We start from the raw sequence: 25,090 nt of genomic DNA on the forward strand, positions 1-25,090 counted from the left end.
TTCGGACGAAATAAATCTGTACGTCATTTACGTATCTTGCAAAACGCCAAAAAGAACGGGTTTGCGCAAATTCCTGGGCGATATGCTTTTTAAATGCACAAATAAGACCAATTTGTCGTGAACGGGAGTTGAAAAGAGGGGGTTAATGGCTGGATAATCGTTTGCTTTGCAGTACCCGTGGTTTTTATTTCCGCCTTACGCGATGAGAGTTAAACGTTTGCCTTGGTTTTGCGCGTCGATCCTGCCTGTTTGTCGGCACGCATTTCACCGGGTAGGGAAGCGAACGTGACGAAACGGTTTCGTAATGACCACGCAGGCTTTTCAGCAAGACACTTCAGAGGGTTGCACATGTCTAGTTCACACAGCAAAACGGGCGGTGCTGTTGCGCCAACCGGTTCGCTTGATGCTTTTTTCAAAATTTCTGCCCGCGGCAGCAATGTCCGTCAGGAGGTCATTGCCGGTCTCACGACGTTTCTTGCCATGGTGTATTCCGTAATTGTTGTCCCAGGCATGTTGGGTAAAGCCGGTTTCTCACCAAGTGCTGTTTTTGTCGCCACCTGTCTGGTGGCGGGTTTCGGTTCACTATTAATGGGTCTGTGGGCTAACCTGCCACTGGCTATCGGTTGTGCTATCTCCCTGACGGCGTTTACTGCGTTTAGTCTGGTGCTGGGTCAGCACATCAGCGTGCCCGTGGCGCTGGGTGCGGTCTTCCTGATGGGGGTGCTGTTTACCATCATTTCTGTCACGGGCATCCGTTCGTGGATATTACGCAATTTACCGATGGGCGTTGCGCATGGCACCGGCATTGGTATTGGCTTGTTCTTGCTGCTGATTGCCGCTAACGGTGTCGGCCTGGTGATCAAAAACCCTCTTGACGGTTTACCGGTCACGCTCGGTGCGTTCACCTCTTTCCCGGTGATCATGACGCTGCTGGGGCTGGCGGTGATTTTTGGCCTGGAAAAACTACGCGTTCCCGGCGGCATTTTGCTGGTGATCATCGTGATATCTATCATCGGCCTGATGTTTGATCCGGCGGTGAAATATCAGGGTCTGTTCGCGATGCCGTCCCTGTCTGATGCCAATGGGCGCTCAGTGCTGTTTAATCTCGACATTATGGGTGCGCTGAAAATGGCCGTGCTGCCAAGCGTGCTGGCACTGGTGATGACGGCAGTATTTGATGCCACAGGCACCATTCGCGCCGTAGCGGGACAGGCTAACTTGCTGGATAAAGATGGGCAGATCATCAGCGGTGGTAAAGCGCTGACTTCTGACTCTATCAGCAGCATGTTAGCGGGTCTGGTTGGTGCAGCACCGGCAGCGGTGTATATCGAATCTGCGGCGGGTACGGCGGCGGGCGGTAAAACTGGCCTGACGGCGACGGTGGTCGGCGTGTTGTTCCTGCTGATGCTGTTCCTGTCTCCGCTCTCTTATCTGGTTCCGGCTTACGCCACGGCACCGGCGCTGATGTATGTCGGCCTGCTGATGCTGAGTAACGTTACCAAACTGGACTTTGATGACTTCGTCGACGCGATGTCCGGCCTGTTGTGCGCTGTTTTCATCGTGCTTACCTGTAATATCGTGACCGGTATTATGTTGGGCTTCAGCGCACTGGTCATCGGCCGTATCTTCTCCGGCGAATGGCGCAAGCTGAACGTCGGCACCGTGATCATCGCGGTGGCGTTAGTGGCGTTCTACGCCGGTGGATGGGCCATTTAAGATTTTTTTGGGCGAAAAAATGTAACGCCTTTTTAAAATCAAATTCCAAGTCGTGGGCGTCGGCCCACACCGGGCGAGTTTCGGGTTGCGATCCGAACTCGCTTTTTTAATTCAAGGTCAAAGTCGTGGGCTTTTTCATGGAACACCGGCAGCTGCGCTGGTCACAATGGCCGTGTTTCAGGTGCCGCTGTTATAGCCGCAAAATGCCGCCGCGTTGCGGTTCCTTCACTTCGGGTTCCAACCCGCGTAATAAAGACACGCGGTTTTCCACCTCTCGTTCAGCGCCATTTTTGAATGCGGCCCGGACTTTTTTAAAAGACAAAACAGAGCCAGGCGTTGTCTTTAGTCTTTTATCTTTTGATTTATATAGCCACTAAGGCGCAGTCAAAAATGGCACCGGATGAGAGGTTCGAGACCTATGGCTCGAACCCGAAATACGGGGACGGCGAAGCCGTGACATTTTGCGCCTCACTCGGAAGTTACGAGACATGTCCTTCGTCCCAGCCAAGCGCGCAGTTAAAAAACGCAGGATTCCAAAGGAGGTTCGTTTAAACCTCCTTTGGGCCCGTGTGGGCGGCTAGCCCACGGTTTGGACGTTTAAAAGCGGGTTTAAGCACGCTCTGATTTAAAAAGACGTCTTTTTTGATCTACTATTCCCCTGTATGTGTCAGACCCCGTCTGATTGAAATCATAAAAATAAGAGTCCAAGGAAAGCATGGAAATCTTCTTTACCATTCTGATTCTGATCCTGGTGGTGTCACTTTCCGGTGTCGTGACCAGGATGTTGCCGTTTCAAGTTCCCCTCCCTTTGATGCAAATCTTGGTCGGGGCATTGCTGGCCTGGCCCAACTTTGGTCTGCACGTGGATTTCGACCCTGAGCTGTTTTTAGTGCTGTTCATTCCCCCGCTGCTGTTCGCCGATGGCTGGAAAACCCCGACGCGTGAGTTTTTGCACCACGGGCGCGAAATTCTCGGGCTGGCGCTGGTCCTGGTGTTGCTGACCGTCGTGGGCATCGGTTACCTGATTTACCTGATGGTGCCGGGTATTCCTCTGGTGGCGGCTTTTGCGCTGGCGGCGGTGCTTTCTCCGACCGATGCCGTGGCGCTCGGCGGGATTGTCGGCAAAGGACGTATTCCGAAATCGATCATGGGCGTGCTGGAGGGCGAGGCGCTGATGAATGACGCGTCTGGTCTGGTGTCGCTGAAATTTGCTATCGCGGTAGCCATGGGCACCATGATTTTCACCGTCGGCGGCGCGTCGGTCGAGTTTCTCAAAGTAGCGATTGGCGGCCTGATGGCCGGTGTGGCGGTGACCTGGTTGTACAGTAAATCGCTGCGCATTATGAGCCGCTGGAGCGGGGATGACCCGGCGACGCAAATCGTTTTCCTGCTGCTGTTGCCGTTTGCCTCCTACCTGATTGCCGAACACATCGGCGTGTCGGGTATTTTGGCCGCCGTGGCCGCCGGTATGACCATCAGCCAGTCTGGCATTATCCGTAACGCGCCGCTGGCAATGCGCCTGCGAGCCAACAGCGTCTGGGCGATGCTCGAATTTGTGTTCAACGGCATGGTGTTCATCATGCTGGGCTTGCAACTGCCGGGTATTTTGGAGAACTCCCTCGACCAGGCCACCCATGATCCCTCTATCGTCACCTGGCACCTGTTTGCTGACGTCGGCATCATCTACTTTGCGCTGCTGCTGCTGCGCTTTGTCTGGCTGTGGGTGATGAAAAATATCAGTAACCGTTTTCTGAAAAAGAAACCGTTGCTGTTTGGCAGTTACAGTACGCGTGAATTGTGGATAGCCTCTTTTGCCGGAGTGCGCGGAGCGATAACCCTGGCCGGTGTGCTCTCTATTCCACTGTTCCTCACGGATGGCACCGCTTTCCCGTCGCGTTACCAGTTGGTGTTTCTGGCCACCGGGGTGATCCTGTTCTCACTGATTGCAGGGGTGATTGCCTTGCCATTCCTGCTCAAAGGTGTGGTGCTTGCCGACGGTTCGGTCTACCGGGAAGAGGAGCGCATGGCGAAGTCGATTGCCGCCGAAGTGGCGATCGAAAGCCTGCATAAAATGGAAGAACGCCTGGCGGCGGATGCCGAAGAGAACATCGACGAGCAGACGCTCAAGGAGATCAGCTCGCGGGTAATAGGGACGCTGCGGCGACGAACGGCCAATAAAGATGACATGGAAACCGCGCTGAAGCTGGAAAACCTCGAACGGCGCTTTCGTCTGACGGCGCTGCGGGCCGAGCGCGGCGAGCTGTATCATCTGCGTGCGACGCAGAAAATCAGTAACGAAACCCTGCAAAAACTGCTGCATGATCTCGACCTGCTCGAAGCGTTGCTGGTAGAAAAAGAAGTGTGATCGTCTCCAACCGACTTCTTTTTCTACTACAGCGCGCACGTCATCCGGCGTGCGCGCCTTCCTCTCCTTCCTGCTGCCAATACGCCCGGCAAAGCGCAATCCACGCCTGCGCACTGTGCGACAAGTAACTTCCCTGATGCCAGATAAGCCCCAACTGCCACGGCATAGCGGGATCCAGCGGTATCCACATCAGACTGTTTTTATCCAGCCGCTGGCAGATAGGTTCCGGCAAAATGGCGATGCCCATGCCGGTCTGCACCATGGCGGCGAGGAAGTCCCACTGGCCGCTGCGGGCAGCGATTTTAGGGGTAAACCCGTGGCTGCTGAAGGCTTCCATCAGCATGCGGTACAGCGCAAAGTCTTCGTTATAAATCAGAATGCTTTCATCAGCCAGCTCGGTAATCGGCACTCGGGTGCGGTTAAGCCATTTCTCGCTGCGCGGCACGACCACACACAGCGGGTGACTGAAGAGCGGCAGCGACGTAATTGAAGGAACCGCGTCGGCGGGCAGGGCGGTCAGCGCCAAATCCAGTTCGCCAGAGATCACCGCCTGCTGGACTGTCAGGCCGCCAAACTCTGAGATGATCAGCTCAATGCCTGGATATTTTTGGCGGAATTCGCCGATCAACGGTGCCATCTGTGTACCGACCATCGGCGGGATCCCCAAACGCAGCCGCCCGCGTTTGACGGTGTTGATATCCTCCAGTTCGACCTCGAGTTGGCGGAACTCTTCCAGAATATTCAGGCCACGCTGATACACCGCCTGTCCGCTGTCGGTCAGGCGCAGGCGACGCCCTTCCCGGACGATCAGTGTACATTCCAGCTCTTCTTCTAAATGACGCAGCATTTTGCTGATGGTCGGCTGAGTGACGAACAGCTTTTCGGCCGCGCGGGTAAAGCTCTGCTGGCGGACCACTTCGACGAAATAACGTAACGTGCGGACATCCATTATTAACTATTCCATTTTGGAATCATTTGGATGATTTTAATTCATTTCTTCACAGGTTTCCTGCCAACGTATAATTCAGCCAGTTCTTTTTTCGTCCTTCGAGGTCGTTCCCCATGTTGTTGGCGTTGCGCACACGAGCGCCGTCCCTGTTGAATCGCTGTCAGGTACCCATTCAGGTGGTGCTGTATGCCATTTTGTTCCTGATAGCGGACCGTCTGGTCACGTTGCTGCATTTACCCCTGCCGGCCAATATCGTCGGCATGTTGATGCTGTTGTTACTGATTATGTTCCGCGTGTTGCCGCTGAAATGGGTAAAAGCCGGTTCACGCTGGCTGCTGGCGGAAATGCTGTTGTTCTTCGTACCTGCCGTGGTGGCGGTAGTGAATTATGCGCAGTTGCTGATGGTCGAAGGCTGGAAGATCTTTCTGGTGATTGGTATCAGCACGATGCTGACACTCGGGGCGACATCGCTGGTGGTTGACCGGGTTTATCGCCTCGAGCAGAAGCTTGCCGCGAGGAGAGCGCGTCATGACTGACATCATCATCAGCATTGCCTGTTTTCTGGTGACGCTCGGTCTCTATTTCGCCAATAAAAAACTCTATCGCCAGCGGCGCACACTGCTGTTTATGCCGCTGGTCCTGACGCCGGTGGTGCTGGTGGTATTGCTGGTGGTGACGCATGTTTCCTATCAGGATTACATCGGTGAAACCCACTGGTTGCTGTGGCTGCTGGGCCCGTCGACTATCGCGTTTGCTGTGCCGGTCTACGAGAATATGGCGATCATCCGCCGCCACTGGCTATCATTGTCGGCAGGCGTGGTGACCGCCATTATTGTGGCAGTTTTCAGCTCTGTCTGGCTGGCGCGTTTGTTGACGTTGCCGGAAGAGATCCAGCGCAGTCTGGCGGTGCGCTCCATCACCACGCCTTTCGCGCTGGCCGCCGCCAAACAGTTGGGCGGCCAGCCGGATTTGGTCGCGCTGTTTGTGGTGATCACCGGCGTATTTGGCATGGCGGTCGGCGATATTTTATTCCTGCGGCTGGCGGTAAAAAGCGGGCTGGCAAAAGGGGCAGGCTTAGGTGCCGCCTCTCATGGCGCGGGCACGGCGAAAGCCTATGAAATCGGCGCAGAAGAAGGGGTGGTTTCCAGTCTGGTGATGATGCTGGCGGGGGTGATCACGGTGGTGGTGGCGCCCTTAATCAGTGTTTTGATGTGGTAGGCGACCACCAGCGCTAAGACTTTGGGTTGCTACCCAAACCCGCTTTTAAATCTTTAAATTCAAATTCAAATTCAAATTCAAATTCAAGGTCGTGGGCGTCGGCCCACACCGACCAAAGGCCCGCAGTCGCTCGGGCCTTTGGAATCCGAGCTTTTTAAAAACAGCAGCTGCGCAGGTCACAATGGCCGTGTTTCAGGTATATCAGCGACAGCCGCAAACTCCGCCGCTCCGCGGTTCTCTCAGTTCGGGCTCCAACCCGCGCAAACCCCCGCGCGGTTTTGCGCCTCTCCCTCGACGTCGTTTTGAACGCGGCCGAAGCTTTGCTAAATTCAAAATCCAGACTGTGTTTATCTTTTAAAATGTCGAGGCCGCATTCAAAAATGGCGCTGAGCAAGAGGTGAAAAACCGCGAGTATTTTTTCGCGGGTTGGAACCCGCAGCGAAGGAACCGCCTAAGCGGCGGCATTTTGCGGCTATCACGGCGGTACCTGAAACACGTCCATCCCGATTCAGCGATAGCGCGCAGTTAAAAAACGCAGGGTTCCAAGGGAGGCGCGTTTACGCCTCCCTTGGGCCAGTGTGGGCGGCGAGCCCACGATCTTGACCTTGAATTTAAAGATTTAAAAGCAGGTTTGGGCGGCAGCCCAAGGTTTACCGATGTGGGCCGCAGCCCACAACATTAGCGCGTTAATGAATAACCTGTGAAAGGAATTCCCGCGTCCGGGCAGACTTCGGATTGGCAAAGAACTCCAACGGAGGCGCCTCCTCCACGATCTCCCCGCGATCCATAAAGATCACCCGGTCTGCCACCGTCCGCGCAAACCCCATTTCGTGGGTAACACACAGCATGGTCATGCCCTCTTCTGCCAGGCCAATCATGGTATCGAGCACCTCTTTCACCATCTCCGGGTCCAGCGCGGATGTTGGTTCGTCGAACAGCATGATTTTCGGCTTCATACACAGTGAGCGGGCGATCGCCACGCGCTGCTGCTGGCCGCCTGAGAGTTGACCAGGAAACTTGTGAGCATGCTCGGCGATACGTACCCGTTTCAGGTAGTGCATCGCCAGTTCTTCGGCTTCCTTCTTCGGCATCTTACGCACCCAGCATGGCGCCAGCGTGCAGTTCTGTAATACCGTCAGATGCGGGAACAGATTGAAGTGCTGGAACACCATGCCCACTTCGGTGCGCACCCGTTCGATGTTGCGTAAATCGTCATTGAGCTCGGTGCCGTCTACCACGATAAGCCCCTGCTGATGCTCTTCCAGATGGTTGATGCAGCGGATGGTGGTTGATTTGCCCGAACCTGAAGGGCCGCACAATACAATGCGCTCACCCGACTTCACGTTCAGATTGATGTTTTTCAACACGTGGAACTGTCCGTACCACTTGTTCACGTCTTGCAGCGTGATCATCATTTTTTTAGGTTCAGTGACTTGATGGTCGCTCATGGTTTACCTCAGTGTGCGGAACGTCCGGTGTGAAAGCGTCTTTCCAAATGTTGGCTATAACGCGACATGCTGAAACAGAAAATCCAGTAAACGGCGGCGGCGAAGACGTAACCTTCGGTCGACATGCCGAGCCACGCCGGATCGACGGTGGCTTGTTGGACGCTGCTGAAGAGATCAAACAGACCGATGATGATCACCAGGCTGGTGTCCTTGAACAGCGCGATGATGGTATTGACCAGACCCGGTATCACCATCTTTAATGCCTGCGGCAGAATGACCAGCCCCTGCGTTCTCCAATAACCCAGCGCCAGCGATTCTGCGGCCTCAGTCTGGCCTTTCGGCAGTGCCTGCAAACCGCCACGCACCACTTCCGCCACATACGCTGACTGGAACAACACCACGCCTACCAGCGCACGCACCAGTTTGTCGATGTTGGTGCCTTCGTGCATAAACAACGGCAGCATCACCGAGGACATAAACAGCACAGTGATCAGCGGTACACCACGCCAGAACTCGATAAAAATGACGGACAGTATGCGCACAATCGGCAACCGTGAACGTCGCGCCAGTGCCAGCAAAATCCCCAGAGGTAGTGCGCCAGCGATCCCTACGGCGGCGATAATCAGCGTCAGCGTCAGCCCGCCCCACTGGCGGGTTTCCACCACCGGCAGGCCGAAGAAACCGCCGTACAGCATGAACCAGGTGAAAATGGGGAACAGGACTATCCAGGCGGTGATATATCGCCCACGGCGCGGCATGGCGCGTACAAACATCGGGATCAGTGTGAGCAGCCCGACGATAAGCGTCAGGTTGATGCGCCAGCGCTCCTCAAACGGATACAACCCATACATAAACTGGCCGAAGCGGGCATGAACAAACACCCAGCACGCACCCTGTTTGGTGCAGTCAGCGCGGGTGGTTCCCACCCAGTTGGCCTGGAAAATCACCCAGTTGAACAAAGGAGGGATCACTATCCACAGCAACCACAAACAGAAGAGAGTCAGCAGGCTGTTAAACCAGCTGGAGAACAGATTTTTACGCGCCCACAGTACGGCGGTACCGACGGGTGTACCGGGTTTGGCAACCCGCAGAGGATGGGGAAGTGTGCTCATCGTCATTCGTTTCCCTTAACGTTCGACCAGCGCAATACGCCGGTTGTAGATGTTCATTAAGAACGAAATCACCAGACTGATGATCAGATAGACCGACATCGTGATGGCAATGGTTTCAATCGCCTGACCGGTCTGATTGAGCACCGTACCGGCAAACAGCGACACCATATCTGGGTAGCCGATAGCCGCTGCCAGCGAGGAGTTTTTAACGATGTTGAGATACTGACTGGTCAGCGGTGGAATGATCACCCGCATCGCCTGCGGCAAAATCACCTGCCGCAGCGTGACCGGATTGGGCAGGCCGAGCGAGCGGGCCGCTTCGTGCTGGCCATGGGAAACCGACTGAATGCCGGAGCGGATCACTTCGGCAATAAATGTTGAGGTATACACCGACAGCGCCAGCGTCAGCGAGGCCAGTTCAGGAATAAGCACCATGCCGCCACGGAAGTTGAAACCGTGCAGCGCGGGGATATCCCAGTGCAGTGCCGGGCCGAAGAACAAATGTGCCAATGCAGGGAACACGATCAGCAAGACAATCGCCCAGGGCCAGATACGCCAGACCCGACCGGTGTGAATCTGCCTAAAATGGTTGTAGCGCTGCAAAGCGATAATGCCGAACACGGCTAAAAGAAGAGCGATAAACGTGGCCAGACTGCCCGGCGCCAGTTCAGGCGACGGCAGATAAAGCCCACGGTTGCTGACGAACGCGACGCCGAATGCCTCAAGGCTTTGGCGTGGACCGGGCAGGTTACGCAGTACGGCGAAGTACCAGAAGAAAATCTGCAACAGAGGCGGGATGTTGCGGAAAATTTCGATATAGACAGTGGAGACTTTGCGGATCAGCCAGTTATCAGACAGCCGCCCCAGGCCGATGATGAAACCGAGAATCGAGGCGAACACGATACACAGCGCTGACACTAATAAAGTGTTGAGCAGGCCAATGACAAAAACGCGCGCGTAAGTATCCCCCTCCTGATAGTCAATAAGGTGCTGAATGATGCCGAAACCGGCACCTCTGCTGAGGAAATCAAAGCCCGAGGTGATGCCTCGTGTTGTCAGATTGGTAATGGTGTTGTGCAGGAGGTAGCCGAGACAAGCCACCAGCAACACCACCGCGAAAATTTGGTAAAGCCAGGCACGGACCGCCGGATTGGTTAGCGAGAATGTTTTTTTTTCGGCTGGGCGTTGCGACATAAGGGTGAACCTCGATATACGGTAAACCTGAGAAAAGAAGACGCCAGGGAACGGCTGGCGTCTTCTTTCTTAAAACACGTCAATACTATGAATATTCGAAGTTATTGGAGTTGTGGCAAGGCGGCAAGGGAGGGCATCCCGATGAGCTGACACAGGTCAGTGATTCGGGGGCCAGAGCGCTGCCAACACCGCCACAGCTTCAAGAACAAAGAATATTTAACGTACCGGTGGAGCGTATTGAATCCCACCCTGATTCCAGAGGGCGTTCTGGCCGCGTTTGATTTTCAGCTCACTACCTGCGCCGACGTTGCGGTCAAAGCTCTCGCCGTAGTTACCCACTTGTTTGACGATTTTCACTACCCAGTCGTTTGGCAGCTTCAGATCTTCGCCATATTTACCGGTTTTACCCAGCAGGTTGCTCATGTCAGGTGTGGTCGGGTTAGCGGCCATCTGCTCAACGTTTTTAGAGGTCACACCCATCTCTTCGGCATTCAGCATGGCGTACAGTGACCAGCGCACCACTTCCAGCCAGTCTTCATCACCACGGCGAACCACCGGGCCAAGAGGTTCTTTGGAGATAACTTCCGGCAGTACGATGAAATCATCAGGCTTGCCGAGTTTAATACGCAGTGCATAAAGCTGAGACTGGTCAGAAGCCAGCGTGTCACAACGGCCTGAGTCCAGCGCTTTGGCGCTTTCATCTGAACGGTCGAAAGTGACTGGGGTATAGGTCATTTTATTGGCTTTGAAGTAGTCGGCAACGTTCAGTTCGGTATCTGTACCTGCCTGAATGCAAACGGTTGCGCCGTCGAGCTCTTTAGCACTTTTCAAGCCCGCTTTCTGGTGAGTCAGGAAGCCGATCCCGTCGTAGTAGTTCACGCCAGCGAAGATCATACCCATGCCTGCGTCACGCGAGGAGGTCCAGGTGGTGTTACGTGACAGGATGTCTACTTCGCCCGATTGCAGCGCGGTGAAACGCTCTTTCGCGGTCAGCGGGGTGTATTTTACTTTTTCTGCATTGCCAAAAACGGCTGCGGCGATAGCACGGCAAACATCAACGTCGATACCGGTAAACTTACCTTTTGAGTCAGCGTAAGAGAAACCAGGCAAACCATCGCTGATCCCACATTGGACAAATCCTTTCTTCTTCACGGCATCCAGCGTTGTGCCTGCATGTGCCTGACCAGCCAAAGTGGCAAAGCTTGCTGCGGCAATCAGTGTTGAGAGCAGTATTTTTTTCATAAATCGTCCTGTGAGACAAAACCGAAAATTATTATTGTGTGAGTGCGCGAAGCACCCTGTCTGTTTATGGGGGCATTGCCCTCTGCACGAGTCATTGCAAGGGGAGTGCCAACATTCAAAACGTCCATCAATCAAGTACCGAGGGGGGATTGCACAGTAACATTGATGCGCGTTATTGAATTTATTGCCCCAATCCGGTGCGCGGTCAATACGGATGCAACAAAGTGGTGCGGCTTATTTCACTATTTGGAACTGGATCTCAGCGTTGATGATGTGAAATGAATGTTGTTGCATAGTTAAGTGATGGTTAATTGCGGGCAGGTCTAAAAACTCCCAGACCAGGCGGTCTGAGAGTGTATGTCGTTTTCTTTATGGTTTTCTTGCGGCCTGAATCAGTGCTGCAACCAGCGGGGGAAGCTGGCCTTTCAGCGCCGCACGTTCCGGCTGGAACAGCGTGGCCACAAAGAACGGATGGCCGGGCAGTTCGACCACGCGGATCTCGCCGGCCTGATCGTGACCAACCATCCTCAACGGTTGTGCTTCCAGCGCATCCTGAAACTCAGGGTTGATGCCATATCGGCAGTGATAGCCTTCTTCAACATCCAAAGTGCCATAGGCGCGTGCAGGAATGCTGCCGGCAACCAGTCGGATCCCTGCCTTCTTCTCCACCATTTCACAGGCCAGCGGCGCAATCACCAGGCGGCCTTCGGTATCGGTTTCGCCATGGCCTGCGTCCTGCCAGTCCATCACGTTACGGGCATATTCGATGATAGCGTGTTGGAATCCGCCGCAGGTGCCGAGGAAAGGTTTGTTATTTTCACGGGCAAAGCGGATGGCGCGTAACGCACCTTCAGCCGAGACATAAGGGCTGCCGGGTACGCACCAAAAGGCGTCGAAACCGTCTAAGGGCAGGTTTTCGTCAAGGGATTCAGTGGCGAGCCAGAGTGTATCAATATCAAGGTCAAGCTGTTGTGCAGCAAGGTTTATTGCGAGGGGTATAGCCTGGTGGGCAAGAATAGCGGGGTTGTGGTCCCCGACCAACGCCAGACGGATTTGCTTACTCATCACTTCTCTCCTGGGCAGGTAAAAGGAGATGTTATAGAAAAGTTAAGCTGGCGTCGTGAGAATAATTTTTATCGGACCATGAAGGATTTTGATGATGAGGTACTGCTCAATAGCGGACATAAAAAAAGCCCGACGTTTTCGTCAGGCTTTTTGAATCATCAATCGCTTACAGGTAGAGCGACGGGGCCCCTTCCGGGCGCGTTTTGAAGCGGCGATGTAGCCAGAGATACTGGTCCGGCGCACGCATAATCTCTTTTTCCACGACGCGGTTCATGTAGGCCGCCGCCGCCATTTCGTCGTCGATAGGATAATCTTTCAGGGCGGGCTGGATCACCAGATCATAGCCTTTCGCTTTTTCTTTACGGATCAACACGACGGTGACCAGTGCCGGTTTTGCCAGACGCGCCAGCATGTAAGTGCCGCTGGTGGTGGCGGCCTGATCAACGGCAAACAGTGGGGCAAACACGCTACCACGCGGACCATAATCCTGATCCGGTGCAAACCATACCGCTTCGCCTTTTTTCAGCGCATGTACCATACCGCGCAGGTCTTTGCGATCCAGCATGGCTTTATTCGAGCGCATACGGCCCCAGGTTTGTACGAATTCCATGGCTTTGTTGTTGTGCGGGCGATACATCGCCATCATTGGCTGGCAGAGACCCATTGCGCGGCCACCCAGCTCCAGTGACATAAAGTGCACACCAATCACCAGTACACCTTTGTTGTCTTGCTGCGCCTTCTTCAGGTTGTGAAGCCCACTGACATCAAACCAGCGTTTTACCCGTGCATCTGACCAGAACCAGGCCATGCCGGTTTCCAGCAAACCCATCCCCAGGGATTCAAAATTGCTGACGATCCGCTGTTCAATCTGGACTTTGTCGAGATGAGGAAAGCACAGTTCGAGGTTGCGGCGGGTAATAGACACGCGGCGTTTCAGAAAGCGCATGGAAGTGCGGCCAAGCCAGTTACCGAGGCGATAAAGCACGGGGTAAGGCAGTTGCACCAGAAGATACAGAATGCCCAGGCCGAACCAGGTCAGCCAGTAACGGGGGTGCAGAAATGAGGCACGAAAGCGGGATGGAGATGTCATATAAGCTCAATCATCGGTATTGAAGAATCTGAGGTACCGCGGATAGAGAAAGCTCAACAGCGATACGGGTTGTGTAGCAAAGATTGGGACAACATAAGTGGGGCAATGTTTGAAACGGCACCGAACTTGACGCAATCTTTACATTAAAAGGCCGGATCGCGTTGCTAATAGACTTTCCGTAGACGATGAGCGGGACGAGAACGACTCTTGCCCTAAAGTATATCACGGCCATATGTGAATCCAGAGTGGGGGATAGTCCGAGAACCCCACTATTTGATGTCTAATTTTGCACACTTTTAAAATGTCTTCAGGAATAATGGATTACAGCAAATTTTTGCACAGCGCTTAATCGCATAGGTAAAAACCAAAAAAGAAATGCGCCCGGCTAAGGCGCATTTTCACGAGATTGATAACATTAGCGGTACAGTGGATTTTTCATCACCGAATAACGGCCACAACCCAGCAGTGCGATAACCACCGCCACCATGAAGTAATAGACAATATCTTCAATCGCCCAGGCACCGGTCTGCGAAAGCTCGAAGGTATGCGAGATACCCACCAACAGCCAGGCAACCAGCATCGTCACGGCCGCCACCAGTGCCGCCGGGCGGGTAAAGATGCCAAGGATGATCATGATAGGGGCGATGAATTCACCCACCAGTACCCCATAACCCACAAACCCCGGAATGCCGTGAGCTTCGAGCATAGACTGTATGCCGCCAATACCTCCGTGAAGTTTATGCCAGCCATGGAATATTAGTAGACCGAAAGTCAGACGTAACAGCAGGTTAGCCAGATCCGGTTTACTTAAAGACGCGTTAAAGCGAGTGATAATTTTCTGTAACATGGTCGTGTCCTCAGAGGTGTCTTTTTGTCCTATTAAATTACGACGTATCCACCAGATCAATGGTGTAATTATTCTCATTCAACTTGATCTGGGTTAAGTTTTGCGCAATTTCGTTCCTCACGCTCTCTGATTCGACACTTTCACCCTAAAAAATCATCACAAAAAAGGCGCTCCCCTTGCGGAAAAGCGCCTTTTATCAACAGACTACTGACTAGTATCAGTTCATGCCGTATTTTTTCAGTTTCTTACGCAGCGTACCGCGGTTGATACCCATCATCAGGGCCGCACGAGTCTGGTTGCCACGGGTATACTGCATCACCATGTCTAACAGTGGCTGTTCAACTTCAGCCAATACCAACTCATACAGGTCATTCACGTCCTGACCATTTAACTGAGCAAAATAGCCCTTAAGTGCTTGTTTTACCGAGTCACGCAGGGGTTTTTGGGTTACCTGATCCTGAGAATTAACGGTAGAAACGGTCAGTACGTCAGAATTCACGCGTTGTTCGAACATAGTTCTGTCAGCTCTTTTTTGTTACGCAAGATTTTCGAAATATGCTTCCAACGCCTCCAGCTGTTCGCTGGCATCCTCTATGGCGTTGAAGGAGCGCCGAAACTGGTCATTCGGGGCATGCTCCTGGAGATACCAGGAAACGTGCTTACGGGCGATACGGAATCCCTTGCCTTGACCATAAAAGTCGTGCAATTCCCGTATGTGCCCTAACAACAAGTGCTGAACCTCCCCAATTGGTGGCGGTGGTAACAGCTCCCCTGTGTCCAGATAATGCTGGATTTCCCGGAAGATCCAGGGTCTCCCCTGAGCAGCACGTCCAATCATCAGAGCATCAGCTCCGGTGTAGTCGAGTACTGCCCTGGCTTTATGCGGGTCAGTTATGTCGCCATTCGCGATAATCGGAATGGAAACACTCTGCTTAACTGTCCGAATACTGTCGTATTCCGCCTCTCCATTGAAGAGGCAGGCACGGGTTCGGCCATGAATTGTCAGGGCCTGAATTCCACAGTCTTCAGCCAATTGGGCAATTTGTACACAGTTACGGTGTTCCGGTGCCCAACCAGTACGAATTTTCAACGTGACTGGCACATCTACCGCATTCACAACGGCAGAGAGAATCTGTTTGACCAGATCCGGATACTGCAACAAGGCAGATCCTGCCAGTTTGCGGTTCACTTTCTTGGCCGGGCAACCCATATTGATGTCAATGATTTGCGCACCGCTCGCCACATTAATTCGGGCGGCAGCCGCCATATCTTCGGGATCGCAACCGGCAATTTGCACGGCTCTGATACCCGGTTCATCGTTATGTACCATACGCAATCGCGACTTGTCCGTCCGCCACACTTCCGGATTGGAAGAGAGCATTTCGGAGACTGCCATTCCAGCTCCCATCGCATGACATAAGGCACGAAACGGTCGGTCTGTTATACCGGCCATTGGGGCCGCAATCAGGCAATTTGTAAGCTGGTGGTGTCCGATGCGCATAGACTTAGAATGACCATACTGATGTCCGCAAGGGCGCGTATATTACGCATTTTTGGAGTGAGATGAAAGGCCAAACTTTGACCAATACTCCTGCAAAACACTTCTCTGAAAGGTGTTATTTGTCGATAGGGTATTTTTATTTATAAAAAACATTAAGTTAGGTGTGGTTGGTTAAATTGTGCGCTTGTGAAAATTCCTTAAAACTCGCTGTATATACAGGGTAAGCCAGTTGAATCTAAGGTTAAAATTGTTGTTTAAAGTAGCAATAACCGCAAATTTTCTGTGATGTAGATCTTGATTTGGTTAAAAAGTGAGTCATCCGGGGTAATAATCAATAACACCCTGTGTGCAGCACCAGCAGGCAGAAAAACGGCGCGTCACCGTAAAGGTAAAGCGCCACTGCGTCGCATCAGTTTATTCGCTGACAATCACACGGCCGTCGAGTTTTTGCACTGGGCGGTTATTAGCATGGTGCATAACCGAGGTGAACGCGTTCAGTTGCTGAACGGTCACGGTCATCGGCTGTTGCACCACTAACCAACGCACACCTTCGGTACAAGGTGGGGTGGTCAGAGAACCGCTGAAGCGGTAGTGGGTGAGGTTTTTTGGCAGCAAGTTGTTCAGATCCACTTTTTCCGTCAGTGGGGCTTTCTGGCCGATTTGCGCAGGAATACGCTGCCAGATTTTCTCAAGCGCGGAGTTTGATTTACCGATGTCGAACATTACCGCGACGACTGCGATTTCACCGGCCGCATCCATATGCACAAAGTGGGCTTCCAGCGGGAAGGATTTACCATTAATGGTATTTTCGCTTGGCGCATGGAAATGGAACTGTTGCAGAACGAATCTCTCGCCATCCAGGGTCAGGACATCACCTTCTTTCACATCAACCTGAATGCTGTGACCGTTGTTGATGACGCTCTCTGGAGCCAGTTTGTAGTCGATGTTCAGTGGTTGAGAATGTGTTTGCAGCGCGCCATGAATATCCACCGGTGACTGGTTTTTACCCTTTTCGCACAACATAAACTCGGGATTGAGTTTCGACCAGTTTTGCGGTGCGGCTTCACCTTCATAAGACCAGTGTGCGGCGTCTTGTGCCATCGCCTGAGAACAGAATGCCGCCAGAACGACCGCCAATAATTTCGCTTTCATGAAATATCCCTTTCAATGCCAATGGAGAATAATAACCCTGTTTTAAATATGGCCTTTTTGGCCGCGGCAGATTATAGCGGGAAGTCGCGAGGGGGGGTATTGGGAAATGAGGGAACCGCCCGTTCTGCTACACGTTGCAAAACGGACGGAAAGCATTAGCCTTTTTTAACACCGGTAATGCGGCACCACTCTTCTTTTTCGGCAATCGGATCAAGCTCAAACAGCGCCTGATAGGCATCAACCACTCCCTGGGCCTGGCTGGCAAGGATACCCGACAATCCGAGATGACCACCGGCAACCGGCAATATGCTGATAAGCGGTGCCAGTTCACGCAATGGGCCAGCAAGGATGTTAGCCACCACGACATCGGCAGAAAGAGTGTCCGGCTGGTCTTCGGGCAGATAGAGCGACAGACGCTCTGAGACACCGTTACGCTGCGCGTTATCGCGGCTGGCCTGAATGGCCTGCGGGTCGATATCAATGCCGATAGCCTGTGCTGCACCCAGTTTCAGGGCGGCAATCGCCAAAATGCCAGAGCCACAACCGAAGTCGATGATAGTTTTGCCTTGCAGGTCTAACCCATCCAGCCACTCGAGGCACATGGCCGTGGTTGGATGAGTTCCTGTTCCGAACGCCAGACCGGGGTCGAGCATTACGTTCACGGCGGTTGGGTCCGGCACGTCTCGCCAGCTCGGGCAGATCCACAGGCGCTGGCCGAAACGCATTGGGTGGAAGTTATCCATCCACTCACGCTCCCAGTCTTTGTCTTCCAGTTGCTCGATTTTATGTGCAAAACCTTTGCCCAGCAGCGGTTCGTTTTCCAGCATGGCGACCACGGCGGCCATATCCGTTTCCGCGTCATACAGGCCGATGGCGTCGGTGTCGCCCCACAGCAGAGTTTCCCCCGGCAGCGGTTCAAACACCGGGTTGTCATGGGTGTCGAGGAAGGTCACTGACACGGCACCACTGTCGATAAGCGCGTCGCTGAGCGTTTCCGCGTCGTTACCCGTGGTGTTAATTTTTAGTTGGATCCAAGGCATAGCAATTCTCTTCTAAGCATGCGGTAAAAATGGAGCCGCCCGTCAGGACGGCTGCAGCGCGGATTCAGTATGGCGGTCGCCAAACTTATTGCCGATGTAAAAAGCCATCAGGCTGAGTAACAGCGACGGTACAATCGGGTGCAGACCGGCGAGATGCAGGTCAAAACTGGCAAGCAGGGTATAACAAACCGCACCAACAATCATTGAGCTGAGCGCTCCTGCCGCGTTAGCACGTTCCCAATAAAGTCCAAGAACCAGCGGCCACAAGAACACCGCTTCCAGCCCGCCGAAGGCCAGCAGATTAAGCCAGATAATCATCTCTGGCGGACGCCACGCGGCCAGCAATACCAGCAGGCCAAGCACGAAGGTCGCCCAGCTGGAAAAACGCTTCAGGCGCTTCTCATTGGTGATCTGTTCCGGACGAACGCCCAGATACAAGTCTTTAACGATAGTCGCAGATGACTGCAACAGCTGGGCGTTGATGGTCGACATAATCGCCGCCATCGGCGCAGCAAGGAAAATCCCTGCGGCGTACGGTGGCAAAACGGTGATCATCAGCGTCGGGATAACCTGATCAGGAATTTTCAGATCCGGCAAAATAGCCCGGCCCAGCGCACCGGCCAGATGCATACCAAACATCAAGATGGCGACCACGATGGTACCGAGCACAATGCCCCGGTGAACCGCTTTGCTGTCTTTGTAGGAGATACAGCGCACGGCGGTGTGCGGCAGACCAATCACGCCAAAACACACCAGCACCCAGAACGACGCCATAAACGGCAGAGAAAGCACGTCCCCGGCGCCCGTCACAGACACCAGTTTCGGATCAATCTGCTGCAGTTTATCCACCGCACTGTGCAGGCCGCCCGCAGCATGAATCACGGCGACGAGCAGCAAGATTGTGCCGAGTAGCATCACCAGTCCTTGCATAGCGTCGTTAAGTACGCTGGCTCGGAAGCCACCAAACGAGGTGTACAGTGCAATACTGATGCCGAAGATCAGCAGGCCAGTGTCGTAGGGAATACCGGCGGCAGTTTCCAACAATCGCGCACCACCGATGAACTGTACGGTCATGGCGCCGAGGAAGGCGACCAGCAGGCTGAAACTCGCGAGCCACACCAGCAGACGGCTTTTATACCGCGCATACAGCATGTCGTTAAGGGTGACCGCGTTATAGCGCCGCGCCAGAATCGCGAATTTCTTGCCGAGTACGCCGAGCGAAAGCCAGACGGCGGGCAGCTGAATCATCGCCAGCAAGACCCAGCCGAGACCAAATTTGTACGCCGCACCGGGACCGCCGATAAAAGAACTGGCGCTGATGTACGTGGCGGTAAGGGTCATCGCCAGAACGAAACCGCCCATCGAGCGGTTACCGAGAAAATACTCGGTGAGGAAGCTGCCTTCCTGTCGGCGGGTATAGGCATAGACCGACAGCCCAAAGACCAACAGCAAGTAGGCCACCAGCGGCAATAAGACTTCAGTCTGCATGAGGGTCCTCCAGCGGAATGTCGCGGTAAATCACGCGAACCATCAGCCAGCTCAAAAGAATAAATATCAACGGAACCAGCAGACAAGCCATCTCAAACCAGTGTGGAAGGCCGGTAATGCCCTGTTTGTCGTCCGGTATATAGGCTGCCAGACACCATGCCAGCAGGTAGGCCAGCGTTAAACCGAACGCCCAGCGGGCTTCCCGGTTGGCTTGTAGAAAGCGCTTATCTATTTTCTGAGTCTTCATCATCAAAAGTCCCAAACGAAAAAAGGCCGGAATATCCGGCCTTAGTAAGAAAGTACACAAGGATACGTTCTTAAGTTTCCTGCAATCCGAGTTTCTTTTCCAGATAGTGGATGTTGGTGCCACCGTGCTGGAAGTTTTCGTCGGTCATGATACGCATTTGCAGATCAATGTTGGTTTTGATGCCATCGATGATCAATTCAGCCAGTGCGTTCTTCATGCGGGCAATCGCCACATCACGGTTTTCACCGTAAGTGATCAGCTTGCCGATCATGGAATCGTAGTACGGCGGCACAGTGTAGCCAGCGTAAATGTGCGATTCCCAGCGCACGCCAAAACCACCAGGAGCGTGGAAACGGGTGATTTTGCCAGGGCTTGGCAGGAAGGTATTCGGGTCTTCAGCATTGATACGACATTCGACCGCATGGCCCTGAATGCGTACTTCATCCTGTTTGATTGACAGCGGCTGACCGGCAGCAATACGCAGCTGCTCTTTGATCAGGTCAACGCCGGTGATCATTTCGGTAACCGGATGCTCTACCTGAATACGGGTGTTCATTTCGATGAAATAGAACTCGCCGTTTTCGTACAAGAACTCGAAGGTCCCCGCACCGCGGTAATTGATGTCCACACAGGCTTTAGAGCAACGTTCGCCGATATAGCGACGCATTTCTGCGGTGATGCCCGGCGCAGGTGCTTCTTCAACCACTTTCTGGTGACGACGCTGCATGGAGCAGTCACGCTCTGCCAGATAAATGGCGTTGCCCTGACCGTCGGCCAAAATCTGAATTTCGATATGGCGTGGGTTTTCCAGGTACTTTTCCATGTAAACCATGTCGTTGTTGAAAGCCGCTTTAGCTTCCGCACGGGTCATGGTGATGGACTGTTCCAGATCTTTGTCGGCACGTACAACACGCATACCACGACCACCGCCGCCACCAGAGGCTTTGATGATCACCGGATAGCCAATGCGTTTTGCATGGGCACGGTTTTGGTCCATGTCGTCGCCCAGTGGGCCGTCAGAACCCGGCACACAGGGGACGCCTGCTTTTTTCATCGCACTGATAGCCGAAACTTTGTCGCCCATCAGGCGAATGGTTTCTGCTTTCGGGCCGATAAAGATGAAGCCAGAACGTTCAACTTGTTCAGCGAAGTCGGCATTCTCGGACAAGAAACCGTAGCCAGGGTGGATAGCCACCGCGCCAGTGATTTCAGCCGCAGAGATAATAGCCGGGATGTTCAGATAGCTTTTTACTGAAGGCGCAGGGCCAATACAGACGGTTTCGTCTGCCAGCAGGACGTGCTTCAGATCGCGGTCAGCAGTGGAGTGGACGGCTACGGTTTTGATGCCCAGTTCTTTACAGGCACGCAAGATACGTAACGCGATCTCGCCGCGGTTCGCTATAACAATTTTATCTACCATGGTACGCCTCGTTATTCGATGACGACCAGCGGCTCGTCGAATTCAACCGGCTGGCCGTTTTCCACCAGAATGGCTTTAACCACGCCAGATTTGTCTGCTTCAATTTGGTTCATCATTTTCATTGCTTCAACGATGCACAGGGTGTCACCTGCGTTAACTTTCTGGCCGACTTCCACGAAGGCTTTCGCGTCCGGGCTTGGTGTACGGTAGAAAGTCCCCACCATCGGTGAACGGAGGATGTGTCCGCTGATCGCCGCCGGAGCCGCTTCAACAGGAGCCGCCGCCGGTGCGGCAGCAGCCAGACCCGGCTGTTGTTGCATTGGCATGGCGTAAGCTTGTTGCATCATAGGATAAGCCGGTGCAGGTGCTGCACGGCTGATGCGCACTGATTCTTCGCCTTCAGAAATTTCCAGTTCAGAAATGCCTGATTCTTCAACCAGTTCGATCAGTTTTTTGATTTTACGAATATCCATGGGTGTGATTCCGTACTCTTTTTGCGTAGAAATTAATGGGTTTTAGACAAGCGGTTAACCGCTGCCTGTAAAGCAAAATGGTAGCCATCTGCGCCAAGTCCACAGATAACGCCCACTGCGATATCGGAAAGATAGGAGTGGTGCCGGAAGGCTTCACGGGCGTGTACGTTCGACAGATGGATCTCGATAAACGGGATCTGCACTGCCAGCAACGCATCGCGTAACGCCACGCTGGTATGGGTAAAGGCTGCGGGGTTAATCAAGATAAAATCGGTATTTCCGCGCGCCTGATGGATTCTATCAATCAGGAGATGCTCTGCGTTCGATTGCAGATGGCTCAGCGCAATATTCGCCGCTGCGGCCTGCTGTTCTAAACCTTTAACAATATCGTTGAGCGTGGTGCTTCCGTAGGTTTCAGGCTCACGCGTCCCTAACAAGTTCAGGTTAGGACCGTTGAGTAGCAAAATGTCAAACTTATCCGCCATTGTGAGCCTATCTCCGGCAATTAGACAAAGATTGTAGAAAATACCCTGATGTCACCGATTTGTCACCTTTTTCGCGGCAAATCCACCCGGCTGTTTAGCACGAGGTCGGGCATTATAATGATATCGTGGCAATTCGCAGCTAAATACTGGTCTTATCAGCGAAGATAATCAACCCTCAGACTGAAGCTGAGGGTTTTCACTATGGGAATTTGAGGGGTAGGACACAGAAAAGTTCCGCACATCACCGCAGCCACTGACGGAATTTTTTATAGCGAAATGCCAACAATATCGCTGCAATTACGGCATAGATGATGGGTTGTGGCGACAAGATTTTGACTGACCACAGATAGTGAATAGGTGCCAGGATGGCGACAACATAGATAAAGTTGTGCAACGTTTGCCACTTGCCGCCCAGTTTGCGCTGTGACCACAGAGTTGAAGTACAGGACAGCGCCAGCAGGATAATCCAACTGATGATACCGAGCGTCAGATAAGGCCGTGAAATCAGCTCACTGCCAAGCAGCCCCAGATTGTTAATGCCGAGCTCAAGGAAGGCGTAACTCAGAAGATGCAGAGTTCCCCAGGCAAAACACCATAAACCCACCAGACGGCGCACGCGGATCAACAATGGCTGTTTGCCATAACGCGCCACCGGCGCGATAAGCAGGGTTGCCAAAAGCAGTTTCAGCGTCATTCGGCCAGTAAAATGCTGGATATCTTTAGCCGGATCGGCGCTGAACCAGCCCTGATTGACGGACAGTAATAGCCACAGAAACGGCAAAAAAGCCGCCATATAGATGACGACTTTCAGCCATGTGATCTGTGTCAGACTCAAACGCCGCATTGCGCTTCCCTCATCTGTTTACCCCGACAATTAATAATTAGTGCGCAGATCCAGTCCGCGGTACATCGAGGCAACCTGCTCGCCGTAGCCATTAAACAGCAGCGTCGGCTGGCGTTTTACGTCAAGAATGCCGCCGGAGCCGATAAAGCGTTCCGTGGCCTGCGACCAGCGCGGGTGGTCGACTTGCGGGTTCACATTGGCATAAAAACCGTATTCGTTGGTGGCGATCTGGTTCCAGGTGGTTGGCGGCTGATCTTTGGTCAGACTGATATTCACGATAGATTTTATCCCCTTGAAACCGTATTTCCACGGTACGGTCAGGCGAATAGGCGCACCATTTTGCGGTGGCAGCGCTTTGCCGTAGACACCAACGGTCAGCATGGTCAGCGGGTTCATCGCTTCATCCAATCGCAGACCCTCAACGTAGGGATAATCCAGCCCGCCACCGATGAAGCGGTCTTTCTGGCCCGGCATATGCTCCGGGTCATACAGCGTTTTAAAGGCCACAAACCGCGCGTTGCTGTTAGGTTCAGCCAATTTAATAATGTTGCTTAGCTGGAAGCCAATCCATGGAACCACCATCGACCAGGCTTCCACGCAGCGCATGCGGTAAATACGTTGCTCGAGCGGGAAGCGCTTCATGATGTCATCCATATCGAGGGTGATCGGTTTTCCGACTTCGCCATCAATGACAATTTTCCACGGCGTCGTCACCAACTGGCCGGCATTGGCTGCCGGATCGGCTTTATCCAACCCAAATTCGTAAAAGTTATTATAACCAGTGACTTTATCTTCCGGCGTCAGCGCCAAATCATTCTGATAAGCCGCTGGTTTGGTGAAGTCGAGAGGTTTGCCCGCCGGGGCTTTTGGGCGGTCATGACCTTTGAACCATGAGAGCACATCGGCTTTCGCACTTTGTGGCAATGCCAGCGTAGCCGCGCTAATCCCTAATGCCTGCAGCACTTTGCGGCGGTCGTGGAAAATACTTTCTGGCGTGACGTCCGCCTCAGTCAGCTTGCGATGTTTGCTCATACCCGCTCCGGTATTATTTGATCATTATAGTTATTGATGGATATGACTAAAGAATGATGGGTAAACGTCGATTTAGCGAGAGGGCAGGAGGGAAATTTGAAATTCCTTACAAATGCTTAGGCAATTTCGCGGGCACGAATGCCCGCTGTATTAAATAAGGGTATTACACCCGTACTTTTACCAGTGTCCGGCCAGTGACCGTATTCGCCATGATTCCGGCAGCGGTTTCAGGCACTTGCTCCAGGCTGATTTCCGTGGCTGCATTCTGATAGAACGCAGCCGGTAAGGTTTGCGCCAGGCGTTCCCACGCCTCCATACGCCGGTGCAGCGGACACATCACGGAGTCAACGCCCTGCAGACGCACGTTGCGCAGAATAAACGGCATCACCGTCGTCGGTAGCTGATAACCCCCTGCCAGGCCGCAGGCCGCAACGGTACCGCCATACACCGTTTGCGACAGCAGCGTCGCCAGCGTTTGGTCACCTACGGTATCGATAGCACCGGCCCATAGCTGTTTATCCAGGGCGCGCCCCTCTTTATTGAACTCCTCACGGGTCAACACCCGTTTGGCGCCGAGTTTGGTCAGGTAGTCGGTATTACTGGCGCGTCCGCTGATGGCGACGACGTTGTAGCCCAGTGTCGCCAGCAGAGTAACCGCTGTGCTGCCCACGCCGCCACTGGCACCGCTGACAATGACATCGCCGCTGTCTTGCAGCACGCCGCCTTCTTCCAACGCCATTACGCAGAGCATGGCGGTAAGACCGGCCGTGCCGATAATCATCGCATGGCGGGCGTCGAGTCCTTCAGGTAGCGGAACCAGCCAGTCGCCTTTGACGCGAGCCTGTTCTGCCAGACCGCCCCAATGGGTTTCACCCACGCCCCAACCGGTAAGCACCACCTGTTGGCCCACACTGTAGCGTTTGTCCTGACTGCTGCTGATGCGCCCGGCGAAATCTATCCCCGGAACCATCGGAAAATGACGGATAATTTTACCCGTCCCGGTGATCGCCATCGCGTCTTTATAATTCAGACTGGACCAGTCAACATCAATGACAACGTTACCTTCTGGCAGCTGTTCGGCGCTAATCTGGCCGATGGAAGACAGGGTTTTACCGTCGTTTTGCTCTAACAAAAGTGCTCGCATTACCGATCTCCATAAGAA

24 protein-coding genes are annotated in these 25,090 nt (G+C 53.4%); 4 read left to right on the forward strand and 20 right to left on the reverse strand.

Annotated elements, in window-relative coordinates; translation table 11 throughout:
- The first annotated feature begins 348 nt into the window (after positions 1 to 348).
- Together EAH77_RS10170 and EAH77_RS10175 are read left to right on the forward strand one after the other, a co-directional pair.
- Positions 349 to 1,716, forward strand: coding sequence for an NCS2 family permease (locus EAH77_RS10170; protein ID WP_140472281.1), 1,368 nt, complete (start codon positions 349 to 351; stop codon positions 1,714 to 1,716).
- 715 nt (positions 1,717 to 2,431) lie between these two features.
- Complete coding sequence (locus EAH77_RS10175) at positions 2,432 to 4,081, forward strand: Na+/H+ antiporter (RefSeq protein ID WP_140472283.1); 1,650 nt, start codon at positions 2,432 to 2,434, stop codon at positions 4,079 to 4,081.
- Positions 4,082 to 4,121: 40 nt separating this feature from the next.
- On the opposite strand, the gene EAH77_RS10180 is transcribed toward EAH77_RS10175, so the two are convergent.
- The gene (locus EAH77_RS10180) at positions 4,122 to 5,030 is read right to left on the reverse strand and encodes a LysR family transcriptional regulator (protein ID WP_140472285.1); all 909 of its coding nucleotides are present in this window, start codon (positions 5,028 to 5,030) and stop codon (positions 4,122 to 4,124) included.
- Positions 5,031 to 5,143: 113 nt separating this feature from the next.
- Here EAH77_RS10180 and EAH77_RS10185 point away from each other — a divergent pair, with 113 nt between their 5' ends.
- Both EAH77_RS10185 and EAH77_RS10190 read left to right on the forward strand, forming a co-directional pair.
- Entirely contained in the window at positions 5,144 to 5,566 is a 423-nt protein-coding gene (locus EAH77_RS10185) for a CidA/LrgA family protein (RefSeq protein ID WP_140472287.1), read from the forward strand.
- Positions 5,559 to 6,248: an LrgB family protein gene (locus tag EAH77_RS10190; RefSeq protein ID WP_140472289.1), complete on the forward strand. Its 690-nt coding sequence runs from the start codon at positions 5,559 to 5,561 to the stop codon at positions 6,246 to 6,248. The genes EAH77_RS10185 and EAH77_RS10190 overlap by 8 nt, the downstream gene beginning before the upstream one ends.
- Positions 6,249 to 6,934: 686 nt before the next feature.
- Here the strand turns inward: EAH77_RS10190 and EAH77_RS10195 are convergent.
- The 19 genes from EAH77_RS10195 to EAH77_RS10285 all read right to left on the reverse strand — a co-directional run bounded on the left by EAH77_RS10195 (position 6,935) and on the right by EAH77_RS10285 (position 25,072).
- Positions 6,935 to 7,696: an amino acid ABC transporter ATP-binding protein gene (locus EAH77_RS10195; protein ID WP_140472291.1), complete on the reverse strand. Its 762-nt coding sequence runs from the start codon at positions 7,694 to 7,696 to the stop codon at positions 6,935 to 6,937.
- A gap of 8 nt (positions 7,697 to 7,704) precedes the next feature.
- Complete coding sequence (locus EAH77_RS10200; RefSeq protein ID WP_140472293.1) at positions 7,705 to 8,814, reverse strand: amino acid ABC transporter permease; 1,110 nt, start codon at positions 8,812 to 8,814, stop codon at positions 7,705 to 7,707.
- A 9-nt stretch (positions 8,815 to 8,823) separates the two neighbouring features.
- A complete protein-coding gene (locus EAH77_RS10205) occupies positions 8,824 to 10,002 on the reverse strand; it encodes an amino acid ABC transporter permease (protein ID WP_140472296.1) in 1,179 nt (392 codons plus the stop codon).
- Positions 10,003 to 10,218: 216 nt separating this feature from the next.
- Positions 10,219 to 11,244 carry an amino acid ABC transporter substrate-binding protein gene (locus tag EAH77_RS10210; protein ID WP_140472298.1) on the reverse strand — a complete coding sequence of 342 codons (1,026 nt, stop codon included), beginning with the start codon at positions 11,242 to 11,244 and terminating at the stop codon, positions 10,219 to 10,221.
- Between the two features lie 369 nt (positions 11,245 to 11,613).
- On the reverse strand, positions 11,614 to 12,309 hold the full coding sequence (locus tag EAH77_RS10215; RefSeq protein WP_206664887.1) for a CTP synthase C-terminal region-related (seleno)protein: 696 nt from the start codon (positions 12,307 to 12,309) through the stop codon (positions 11,614 to 11,616).
- 166 nt (positions 12,310 to 12,475) lie between these two features.
- A complete protein-coding gene (lpxP, locus tag EAH77_RS10220) occupies positions 12,476 to 13,399 on the reverse strand; it encodes a kdo(2)-lipid IV(A) palmitoleoyltransferase (RefSeq protein WP_140472302.1) in 924 nt (307 codons plus the stop codon).
- A gap of 415 nt (positions 13,400 to 13,814) precedes the next feature.
- Positions 13,815 to 14,246 (reverse strand): DoxX family protein, encoded by a 432-nt coding sequence (locus tag EAH77_RS10225; RefSeq protein WP_140472304.1) that lies wholly within the window; start codon positions 14,244 to 14,246, stop codon positions 13,815 to 13,817.
- A 217-nt stretch (positions 14,247 to 14,463) separates the two neighbouring features.
- Entirely contained in the window at positions 14,464 to 14,760 is a 297-nt protein-coding gene (gene fis / locus EAH77_RS10230) for a DNA-binding transcriptional regulator Fis (RefSeq protein ID WP_004097144.1), read from the reverse strand.
- Between the two features lie 21 nt (positions 14,761 to 14,781).
- Positions 14,782 to 15,747 carry a tRNA dihydrouridine synthase DusB gene (gene dusB / locus EAH77_RS10235; protein WP_140472306.1) on the reverse strand — a complete coding sequence of 322 codons (966 nt, stop codon included), beginning with the start codon at positions 15,745 to 15,747 and terminating at the stop codon, positions 14,782 to 14,784.
- A gap of 414 nt (positions 15,748 to 16,161) precedes the next feature.
- Positions 16,162 to 16,899, reverse strand: a complete 738-nt coding sequence (locus EAH77_RS10240) for a carbonic anhydrase (RefSeq protein ID WP_140472308.1) — start codon at positions 16,897 to 16,899, stop codon at positions 16,162 to 16,164.
- A 155-nt stretch (positions 16,900 to 17,054) separates the two neighbouring features.
- The gene (gene prmA, locus EAH77_RS10245; RefSeq protein ID WP_140472310.1) at positions 17,055 to 17,939 is read right to left on the reverse strand and encodes a 50S ribosomal protein L11 methyltransferase; all 885 of its coding nucleotides are present in this window, start codon (positions 17,937 to 17,939) and stop codon (positions 17,055 to 17,057) included.
- Positions 17,940 to 17,981: 42 nt separating this feature from the next.
- On the reverse strand, positions 17,982 to 19,427 hold the full coding sequence (gene panF / locus EAH77_RS10250) for a sodium/pantothenate symporter (RefSeq protein ID WP_140472312.1): 1,446 nt from the start codon (positions 19,425 to 19,427) through the stop codon (positions 17,982 to 17,984).
- Positions 19,417 to 19,659, reverse strand: a complete 243-nt coding sequence (locus EAH77_RS10255; protein ID WP_140473044.1) for a YhdT family protein — start codon at positions 19,657 to 19,659, stop codon at positions 19,417 to 19,419. The genes panF and EAH77_RS10255 overlap by 11 nt, the downstream gene beginning before the upstream one ends.
- A gap of 85 nt (positions 19,660 to 19,744) precedes the next feature.
- Positions 19,745 to 21,094: an acetyl-CoA carboxylase biotin carboxylase subunit gene (gene accC, locus EAH77_RS10260; protein ID WP_140472314.1), complete on the reverse strand. Its 1,350-nt coding sequence runs from the start codon at positions 21,092 to 21,094 to the stop codon at positions 19,745 to 19,747.
- 11 nt (positions 21,095 to 21,105) lie between these two features.
- A complete protein-coding gene (gene accB / locus EAH77_RS10265) occupies positions 21,106 to 21,567 on the reverse strand; it encodes an acetyl-CoA carboxylase biotin carboxyl carrier protein (protein WP_140472316.1) in 462 nt (153 codons plus the stop codon).
- Between the two features lie 32 nt (positions 21,568 to 21,599).
- Entirely contained in the window at positions 21,600 to 22,052 is a 453-nt protein-coding gene (gene aroQ / locus EAH77_RS10270; RefSeq protein WP_140472318.1) for a type II 3-dehydroquinate dehydratase, read from the reverse strand.
- Positions 22,053 to 22,293: 241 nt separating this feature from the next.
- A complete protein-coding gene (msrQ, locus tag EAH77_RS10275) occupies positions 22,294 to 22,896 on the reverse strand; it encodes a protein-methionine-sulfoxide reductase heme-binding subunit MsrQ (RefSeq protein ID WP_140472320.1) in 603 nt (200 codons plus the stop codon).
- Positions 22,897 to 22,926: 30 nt separating this feature from the next.
- A complete protein-coding gene (gene msrP, locus EAH77_RS10280) occupies positions 22,927 to 23,928 on the reverse strand; it encodes a protein-methionine-sulfoxide reductase catalytic subunit MsrP (RefSeq protein WP_140472322.1) in 1,002 nt (333 codons plus the stop codon).
- 163 nt (positions 23,929 to 24,091) lie between these two features.
- Positions 24,092 to 25,072, reverse strand: a complete 981-nt coding sequence (locus tag EAH77_RS10285; protein ID WP_140472324.1) for an MDR family oxidoreductase — start codon at positions 25,070 to 25,072, stop codon at positions 24,092 to 24,094.
- Between the last annotated feature and the right edge of the window lie 18 nt (positions 25,073 to 25,090).

Origin of the sequence: Ewingella americana (assembly GCF_006438725.1) — a bacterium.
In the GTDB taxonomy this organism is placed as follows: domain Bacteria; phylum Pseudomonadota; class Gammaproteobacteria; order Enterobacterales; family Enterobacteriaceae; genus Ewingella; species Ewingella americana_A.

Bases quoted from the DNA above. Each gene is read 5' to 3' on its own strand.
- lpxP (WP_140472302.1), bottom strand. From the start codon at position 13,399: ATGACATCTCCATCCCGCTTTCGTGCCTCATTTCTGCACCCCCGTTAC.
- EAH77_RS10170 (WP_140472281.1), top strand. From the start codon at position 349: ATGTCTAGTTCACACAGCAAAACGGGCGGTGCTGTTGCGCCAACCGGT.
- msrQ (WP_140472320.1), bottom strand. From the start codon at position 22,896: ATGCGGCGTTTGAGTCTGACACAGATCACATGGCTGAAAGTCGTCATC.
- EAH77_RS10195 (WP_140472291.1), bottom strand. From the start codon at position 7,696: ATGAGCGACCATCAAGTCACTGAACCTAAAAAAATGATGATCACGCTG.
- EAH77_RS10190 (WP_140472289.1), top strand. From the start codon at position 5,559: ATGACTGACATCATCATCAGCATTGCCTGTTTTCTGGTGACGCTCGGT.
- EAH77_RS10205 (WP_140472296.1), bottom strand. From the start codon at position 10,002: ATGTCGCAACGCCCAGCCGAAAAAAAAACATTCTCGCTAACCAATCCG.
- EAH77_RS10225 (WP_140472304.1), bottom strand. From the start codon at position 14,246: ATGTTACAGAAAATTATCACTCGCTTTAACGCGTCTTTAAGTAAACCG.
- EAH77_RS10240 (WP_140472308.1), bottom strand. From the start codon at position 16,899: ATGAAAGCGAAATTATTGGCGGTCGTTCTGGCGGCATTCTGTTCTCAG.
- prmA (WP_140472310.1), bottom strand. From the start codon at position 17,939: ATGCCTTGGATCCAACTAAAAATTAACACCACGGGTAACGACGCGGAA.
- EAH77_RS10200 (WP_140472293.1), bottom strand. From the start codon at position 8,814: ATGACGATGAGCACACTTCCCCATCCTCTGCGGGTTGCCAAACCCGGT.
- aroQ (WP_140472318.1), bottom strand. From the start codon at position 22,052: ATGGCGGATAAGTTTGACATTTTGCTACTCAACGGTCCTAACCTGAAC.
- EAH77_RS10180 (WP_140472285.1), bottom strand. From the start codon at position 5,030: ATGGATGTCCGCACGTTACGTTATTTCGTCGAAGTGGTCCGCCAGCAG.
- msrP (WP_140472322.1), bottom strand. From the start codon at position 23,928: ATGAGCAAACATCGCAAGCTGACTGAGGCGGACGTCACGCCAGAAAGT.
- accC (WP_140472314.1), bottom strand. From the start codon at position 21,094: ATGGTAGATAAAATTGTTATAGCGAACCGCGGCGAGATCGCGTTACGT.
- EAH77_RS10210 (WP_140472298.1), bottom strand. From the start codon at position 11,244: ATGAAAAAAATACTGCTCTCAACACTGATTGCCGCAGCAAGCTTTGCC.
- fis (WP_004097144.1), bottom strand. From the start codon at position 14,760: ATGTTCGAACAACGCGTGAATTCTGACGTACTGACCGTTTCTACCGTT.
- EAH77_RS10215 (WP_206664887.1), bottom strand. From the start codon at position 12,309: ATGAGTAAGCAAATCCGTCTGGCGTTGGTCGGGGACCACAACCCCGCT.
- dusB (WP_140472306.1), bottom strand. From the start codon at position 15,747: ATGCGCATCGGACACCACCAGCTTACAAATTGCCTGATTGCGGCCCCA.
- panF (WP_140472312.1), bottom strand. From the start codon at position 19,427: ATGCAGACTGAAGTCTTATTGCCGCTGGTGGCCTACTTGCTGTTGGTC.
- accB (WP_140472316.1), bottom strand. From the start codon at position 21,567: ATGGATATTCGTAAAATCAAAAAACTGATCGAACTGGTTGAAGAATCA.
- EAH77_RS10185 (WP_140472287.1), top strand. From the start codon at position 5,144: ATGTTGTTGGCGTTGCGCACACGAGCGCCGTCCCTGTTGAATCGCTGT.
- EAH77_RS10285 (WP_140472324.1), bottom strand. From the start codon at position 25,072: ATGCGAGCACTTTTGTTAGAGCAAAACGACGGTAAAACCCTGTCTTCC.
- EAH77_RS10175 (WP_140472283.1), top strand. From the start codon at position 2,432: ATGGAAATCTTCTTTACCATTCTGATTCTGATCCTGGTGGTGTCACTT.